The sequence below is a fragment of the Ferrigenium sp. UT5 genome (assembly GCF_045866295.1).
Lineage (GTDB): Bacteria > Pseudomonadota > Gammaproteobacteria > Burkholderiales > Gallionellaceae > Sideroxyarcus.
In genome coordinates this window covers 1-7,585 of record NZ_BAAFRY010000042.1, presented here as the reverse complement: position 1 = coordinate 7,585, position 7,585 = coordinate 1, and the positions used below count along the sequence as shown (strand labels likewise).

The following is a 7,585-nucleotide window of genomic DNA, read 5'->3' as shown; positions in this document are numbered from 1 at the left end:
CCATTCTGTACGATGATCGCTTTATCCGTTCGATCCAGTAAAATGCATTCCGGCGAACCTGATGTGGGCACGTCTCAACCCGCCTCAAACACAAAAATCCTGACACTCCCGAAAAAGACCTAGCCAATGATGCACTTGAGCAACGCCTGTGGAATGCCGCCGACCAGTTCCGCGCCAATTCCGGGCTGACTGCGGCGCAGTATTCCGCGCCGGTGCTTGGCCTGATCTTTCTGTTGTTTGCCGAGACGCGCTTCGCACAGCGCCGCGCGCAATTACTCCCCTCTCCCACCGGGGGAGGGGCTGGGGGTGGGGGAGCATCACGTCGCACATCCCGCGCAGATGAACCCGCCGCCTATCATGCCGAGAGCGTGATCTTCTTGCCCGAGAACGCACGCTTTGCGCATCTGCTGAACTTGCCGGAAGGTGCGAATGTTGGCCAGGCGATCAACGACGCGATGGCTGAAATCGAGAAGCACAATCCGCAACTGGCGGGCGTTCTGCCTCGCACGTTCCAAATCTTCACCAGCACCTTGCTCAAAGAACTGCTGAAAAAAGTCTCCGAGATTCCCGTTAGCCTTGACTACGATGCATTCGGCCGCATCTACGAATACTTCCTCGGTCAGTTCGCACGTACCGAAGGTCAAAAGGGCGGGGAGTTTTACACGCCGAGCTCCATCGTGCGCCTGCTGGTGGAAGTAATCGAACCATTCCACGGGCGCATCCTTGATCCCGCCTGCGGTTCCGGCGGCATGTTCGTGCAGAGCGCACGCTTCGTGTCAGAGCACCAGAAAAATGCCGCCGATGAACTGTTCATCCACGGCGTGGAAAAGACCGACGACACCGGACGCCTGGCGCGCATGAACCTCGCCATTCACGGCCTCGAAGGCGACATCCGCCACGGCGGCCACATCAACAGTTACTACGACGACCCGCACGAAGCCGTCGGCAAATTCGATTTCGTCCTCGCCAATCCGCCGTTCAACGTCAACGCCGTGGATAAGGACAGACTGGCTTCGGACGTGGGCACAGGTCGCCGTTTTCCTTTCGGCGTGCCGCGCACCGACAACGCCAACATGCTGTGGATACAACTGTTTTATTCCAGCCTGAATGCCCAAGGCCGCGCCGGGTTCGTCATGGCGAATTCCGCCTCTGACGCGCGCAGCAGCGAACAGGAAATCCGTAAGCAGTTGATCGAAGCTCGCGCCGTGGATGTGATGGTCGCCGTCGGCCCCAACATGTTCTACACCGTTACTGTGGCGTGTACCTTGTGGTTTCTGGACAAGGGTAAGCAGGCAAGTGATCGTGCTGGCACCATTCTTTTTATTGATGCGCGTCACATCTATCGCCAAGTTGACCGTGCACACCGTGACTGGACGGAAGCGCAGATCGGTTTCATCGCCAACATCGTGCGCCTGTATCGCGGCGAAGCGCCGGACTACACCTTGGGTGGTGATGACGCTACAGCCAAATTGATCGAGATTTTTGGAGCGAAGCCTTCCTACGCGGATATTCCCGGCCTGTGCAAGGCAGCTACTGTCAAAGAGATTGAAACACAACTCTGGTCGGTCAACCCCGGTCTATATGTCGGCGTTGCTCCTGGCGAAGAAGTCAGCGACGCTGATTTTAAGGAGAAGTTGGGAGCGCTGAAAGAAGAACTGGAAGTGCTGAATGCACAAGCGCGAGAGCTGGAAGCTACCATCGGAGCGAATGTGATGGAGATATTGGAAGCATGACTATGGTGATGGAGCATAAGCCAGTCGGTGAAATGCTTGAAGCTGTTCCAAGACAGCCGAAAATCAAGCGCTCTCAATATCAAGCAAACGGGCGATTCCCTATTGTTGATCAGTCACAGTCTGATATTGCTGGGTACACAGACGACGAATCCGAGCTTTATCAAGGAGACTTGCCGGTAGTGATATTTGGCGATCACACTCGTGTATTGAAGTTCGTGGATTTCCCTTTCTGTGTGGGGGCGGATGGTACGCAGCTACTTCGTCCTGTCGCAGGAAATGACATCCGCTATTTTTACTATGCGCTTCGAAACATTGATTTGGCAAACTATGGCTATGAGCGACACTTTAAATATCTTAAAGGGGAAGAAGTCCCGGTTCCACCGCTACCTACGCAACGTCGTATTGCCAGCATACTCTCCGCCTACGACGAACTAATCGAAAACAACCAGCGGCGCATCCGCATCCTGGAAGACATGGCGCGCAGCCTCTACCGCGAATGGTTCGTCCACTTCCGCTACCCCGGCCACGAATCAGTCCCTCTTACTGACTCTATCCTCGGCCAGATTCCACAAGGTTGGGAGGTAAAGAAAATTGCAGCGTTATTGGCGAAGGTTTCTCGTCAGGGGAAGATCAAAACACAAGACTATCTACAGGCAGGCGAGTTGCCTGTTATAGATCAAGGGCGAGAGCTTGTCGGGGGCTACACGAATGATGCCGATGTTGAATATTCAGGCGAGTTGCCTGTGATTGTGTTTGGAGATCATACGAGGATTCTCAAGTTCATAGATTTCCCATTTGCATGTGGAGCTGATGGAACGCAATTACTGCGTTCCAATGACGAGCGAATGCCGGTGAGCCTTTTCTACTACACGCTTTCTGCTATTGAGTTGTCTGACTTTGCTTATGCCAGGCATTTTAAATTCCTGAAAGAAGAGTTGGTGGTTGTGCCAATTGCTGAGATAGCAACTGCTTTTTCAAAACGGGTTGATCCGATAAAAAGGCAGGTTCGAGTCTTGCAGCAACAATCGGATAACCTCCGCCGCACCCGCGACCTGCTATTGCCGAAATTGCTCTCTGGAAATGTTCACCTGTTGCCAGAGGACGTTGCATGAGGTTGCTTGCGATTGATGGGGGCGGGATTCGGGGTATTTACGCCAGCCATGTGCTCGAACGCATTCAGGACGAATTCGAACTGGAGTTCCATCGAGATTTTGATCTGATTGCAGGAACCAGTACGGGCTCCATCATCGCAGCAGCGCTGGCCTTCGACATTCCCCTCGCAAAGGTTACGAAGCTATATCGGGAGCAAGGGCCAATCATTTTCAATCCGCGACGCTGGTCGCTAAGGGGAGCTATTTTCCCACGCTATGCGAGCGATCCATTGCGCAATGCGCTGAAGGATGTGTTTCAAGACGCAACACTATCTGATGCAAAAACTAGGCTGATCATTCCTGCGACGGATATAGGGAATGGCGGTGTTCATGTTTTTAAATCGAACTACGACGATGGATTTGTTAGGGATCGCAATGTAAAGATTGTTGATGCCGTACTTGCTTCTTGCAGTGCGCCATCCTACTTCGCGCCTGCGCGTGTCGGCCCCTATCAATTAAGCGATGGTGGTTTATGGGCTAACAATCCATCCCTAGTCGCAGTCACCGAAGCACTTTCACGGCTTGGCGCAGAGCGTGCGCAGATTAAATTGCTGTCGGTGGGTACTGGTGTGGGGAAAAACTATTATCCAGTAAGCAATAACGGTGCGCGATGGGGCTTTGTAACTGGCTGGGGAATGTTGAAATTTATTTCAATGCTTATGAATTTACAGTCGGCGACTGCCGGCAATGTGGTTCAGCTGCTTCTCGACAAACACCAGACGGTGCGGATTAACTTTGAATCGGATCTACCTTTGTCACTTGATGATGTGAGTGTGATTGATGATTTGATTAGCAGAGCCGACAAGGATTTTACTCACAACTCTGCCGCCATTCGCAGTCTGCTTGGGGATTTGCAATGAAACTAACCGAACACTTCGATACTTTTATGTCAGATGTGGTCAATCTTAACCAGACCCGTATCGACTCTTTGAAAGCGCGCGTCGATACCATCATCACGACACTTGAAAGTTTTGAGGAATATGCGGACATCTTGATTGAAACCTCACCGCAAGGGTCTTGGGCTCATCGGACAATTATTAAACCAGCGGGCAATGGTGGATTTGATGCCGACCTTGTTGCTTTTATGAAGCCTCATAAGGAGTGGACTCCCGCTGACTATATCGAAAATCTGTATACGCAATTCAAAGCCCACGGCACATATACCAGCAAAGTCTCACGGAAGACACGTTGTGTAACCATTCAATATGCAAATGAGTTTTCAATCGATGTTGTTCCATGTGTTCGAAGAGTTGGTATTTGGGAGACTACGGAATGGATATCAAATCGGAGTGACAATACCGAGGAGCAAGCGAATCCTGATGGTTTGAGCGATTGGTTTAAGAAGCAGAACGGCTACGTTGGTAATAACTACCTTATCAAGGTCGTTCGTCTTCTTAAATATCTGCGTGACATAAAACTGACCTTTTCGGCCAAGTCAGTTTTGCTGACTACATTGATCGGGGAGCGAGTCACTCATTGGGATGAAGGCCTTTTACTTGCGAACGATTTTACTGATTTGCCTACAGCACTTCGAATAATCATCAAGCGACTGGATACATATCTTCAAGGAAATCCAGATATGCCCGAGGTTTCTAATCCTAGCCTTCCTACGGAGTCATTTACCCGGCATTGGGATCAGGATAAATACTCAAATTTTCGAGATTGTATTCATCGCTATGCAGAATGGATTGAGGATGCCTGTGTCGAGGAAGATCGTGACGAAAGTATTTTGAAGTGGAGAAGGGTATTCGGCGACGATTTTGCAAAGTCAGTAACTCTTGCAAAATCCGCCAATGCGTTAGCCATCGTTCAGAATGAGGACTTGTCCCATGTTGAGCAACCTCAATGGCCGATGTTGCCTGCAGGAAAGATAGTAGTTGCTGCAACACTACATGCGGAGAAGGAAGGCGATTACAAGGGAACCTACCGATCCAATGGCCCATCACTAAAGCCTGGGACATGGCTGCATTTTTATGCCCAGCATTCTTTTACAGATAGCATTTCAATCAAATGGCAGGTTGTTAACACTGGATACGTGGCTAGGTTGGCGCGGGTACTTAGGGGGCAAGTCAGCCAATCTGGGCAAGATATATGGGAGCACACGAAATACCAAGGGAGTCATTGGGTGGAATGTTATGCGGTCGATACAAAGAAGGGAATTTGCCTTGGGCGTAGCGGTCGTTTCTTTGTCAATATCGCTTAATTGTGTTGGCAATCATCAGGCACTTCTGCTGACACCCCGTCCATAACGGCATAAAATGCGCACAGCTACTAACGTTTTCTGAACAAAATGAAACCGATCAACGAACTACGCTTTGCCGTGAGCGACCGCATCAATGATGTGGAGGTCGGGCCTAAGCACGTTCCGTTGGCGCTGTTGGGCGAGTTTCAGAAAGATGTAAGCGAGTTTCTCAAGGGAGCAGGACGCGATGTTGACCCGATGCAGGTTCAGGTCTCGGTGGAGGATGGGTCGCTGGCTTTCGTTGCTTCCGGCTTGCTTGCGGCAACATCCTTGTGGGTTGATCTGGAGCACCTGAAATCACCCGATTCACTAAGCTTGATTGATGCCAAGCGAGCTGCGGTTGTTGAGCGTTGGCAGGCGAGCGCCCGGCAGAATCCAAAGCGGAGCTATCTGGTTGCGGATCGTGCCGCTCAGGTGGGCTTTTCTGTAAATTCGGCATCCGACTATCGCAAGGTTGAACAGGTTTGGGTGCATGTCGAAAAGTATTTGCACGGCAAGATCGTTGACTGGGGTGGTAAGACCAAAGCGAATGTGCACCTTGAACTGGAGAACGGCAAAACCTTGATGGTTGAATCCAGCCAAAATCTGATTGCACAGGAAGAGCGCAACTTGGTTTACCACATGGCGTTGCTGCATGTTACGGCTGAAGAAAATCTGCTCACGGGCGCTTTGCGCAATGTGCGCTTGCTGGCCTTCGATGCGCACCAACCGAGCTATGACGAGGACGAGTTCAAACGCATGGTGGCGAAAGGTACGCAGGCGTGGGCTAATGTGCCCGATTCCGCTGCTTGGGTGGAGAATTTGAGGGGCGGCAAGGTATGACGGCTGCCGTGTTGTTGGATACCAGTTTCCTGATTTCACTGGTTAATGCAAACCGGCCAAATCATTCCGTCGCTGCGCAGTATTACCGTTTAATGATCGAACAACAGTGCCCGATGTATTTTTCCGCCATCGTTGCTGCCGAGTTTGCCATTGGGCAGCCGATTACCGATCTCCCGCTGAATAATTTTCGCGCAATTCCTTTCAATGTTCCGCACTCTGTGGAAGCTGCGCGTTTGTGGAATGCACTCGACCGCGACAGCGGCGACAACCGTGCCGTGGTGCGCGATGACGTGAAGTTGATGGCACAAGCGGCACATGAGTCCATCCCATTCATCCTGACGGAAGATGCCTCAACTCTTCACAAATACTGTGATCGTTTGAGTAATGCAGGTGTGTTGCGTGTTAAGGCGATCAAACTTGTTGATGGCTTTGATTCGTGTGCGTTACGCGAAGACGGGCAGCGTGGGTTGAGCCTAGATACCGACTAAGTTATTCCCGCAAAGTGCTGACCGGTTTTTCTGAAGATCAGTTCGTCAAGCAATCTACCTTCCGCTTTCTTTTTTCACCTAGAAAAAGTAGTATCTTTTTCTAGGGAAACGGACTGCAAATTAATTGTGCAAGCGCTTAATAAAAAAGCTATTTCAAGAATATACGGACGCGGTAGGGGGTGGGCGTTCTCATCGAATGATTTTGTCGAGGATTTCAGCCGCAGTCAGATTGATAATGCCCTGTCTGAGTTATGCCTTGAAGGCAAGATACGTCGTGTCTGCCGAGGCGTTTACGACTATCCCAAGTTCAGCGAGTTGTTGCAGCAGGAGCTAAGCCCTGATTTTGATCAAGTGGCTCAGGCGTTCGCGCGCAAATTCAATTGGCGCATCCAGCCTGCGGGCGATGCCGCGCTAAATCTGTTGGGGTTGCCCACTCAGGTACCCGGTCGACTGGTGTATCTCTCCGACGGACCGAACCGTCAGTACGACATTGGCAACTACACGCTGGAGTTCAAGAAGTCGGCGCTGAAGGATGTTGGCTTCAAGCACCGCGAGAGCAGGCTGGTTGTGCAAGCGTTGAAGGCGCTAGGGCAGGAGAGGGTGGATGAGGCGGTTATCGCCACGCTACGCAAGCAACTGGATGAGACGGCGTGCAAGCGGGTGCTGAAAGATACAGTGTCGGCGACCGGCTGGGTGTATGAGGCAATCAAACGGGTGTGCGGGGAGCGCGGCTGATGGAGTCGGTCGCGCGCCTTTCATTTGCTCGATTCCGCTGGAAATGCTGAGCCTGAGGTAAGCTTGGCTTTATATATGATCACAACGTACTATGTTTGCAACATGTTGATATTTTTAACATTCTTATTTAAGTTGAAAACGTCCAGATGAAAAATTGGTTGAATCGTGCTCTCGCTTTATTGGGGGGTAGCTTAGAGCCGCCTCGGCATGAGCTGAATGAGTTGGATTGGAAGGCCGCACTGTCTTCTGACAAGAAACGCTTGGCAGAGCATCTGTCCGCCTTGTCCAACTATCCCGGCGGTGGATGATTGAGTCCTTAAACTGCTGTAAATAATTTGGTGGGCAGCCACCGCTTCGATTCGGTAAATTAACGTTAACGAGACGATCAACAACCGAAGGAGAAGAAGCGATGGC

Annotated in this window: 7 protein-coding genes; all 7 read left to right on the top strand. The window is 51.1% G+C overall.

Annotation, left to right across the window (positions count from 1 at the left end; translation table 11 throughout):
- The first annotated feature begins 146 nt into the window (after positions 1–146).
- Positions 147–1,733, top strand: coding sequence for an N-6 DNA methylase (locus ACKTSJ_RS10855; protein ID WP_407900142.1), 1,587 nt, complete (start codon positions 147–149; stop codon positions 1,731–1,733).
- Positions 1,730–2,845: a restriction endonuclease subunit S gene (locus tag ACKTSJ_RS10850; protein ID WP_407900140.1), complete on the top strand. Its 1,116-nt coding sequence runs from the start codon at positions 1,730–1,732 to the stop codon at positions 2,843–2,845. The genes ACKTSJ_RS10855 and ACKTSJ_RS10850 overlap by 4 nt, the downstream gene beginning before the upstream one ends.
- Complete coding sequence (locus ACKTSJ_RS10845) at positions 2,842–3,744, top strand: CBASS cGAMP-activated phospholipase (protein ID WP_407900138.1); 903 nt, start codon at positions 2,842–2,844, stop codon at positions 3,742–3,744. Before ACKTSJ_RS10850 ends, ACKTSJ_RS10845 begins: the two co-directional genes overlap by 4 nt.
- Entirely contained in the window at positions 3,741–5,087 is a 1,347-nt protein-coding gene (locus ACKTSJ_RS10840; protein WP_407900136.1) for an SMODS domain-containing nucleotidyltransferase, read from the top strand. The genes ACKTSJ_RS10845 and ACKTSJ_RS10840 overlap by 4 nt, the downstream gene beginning before the upstream one ends.
- Positions 5,088–5,174: 87 nt before the next feature.
- A complete protein-coding gene (locus ACKTSJ_RS10835; RefSeq protein WP_407900134.1) occupies positions 5,175–5,948 on the top strand; it encodes a hypothetical protein in 774 nt (257 codons plus the stop codon).
- Positions 5,945–6,436: a type II toxin-antitoxin system VapC family toxin gene (locus ACKTSJ_RS10830; RefSeq protein ID WP_407900132.1), complete on the top strand. Its 492-nt coding sequence runs from the start codon at positions 5,945–5,947 to the stop codon at positions 6,434–6,436. Before ACKTSJ_RS10835 ends, ACKTSJ_RS10830 begins: the two co-directional genes overlap by 4 nt.
- Positions 6,437–6,562: 126 nt before the next feature.
- A complete protein-coding gene (locus tag ACKTSJ_RS10825) occupies positions 6,563–7,171 on the top strand; it encodes a DUF6088 family protein (protein WP_407900130.1) in 609 nt (202 codons plus the stop codon).
- Positions 7,172–7,585: the final 414 nt, after the last annotated feature.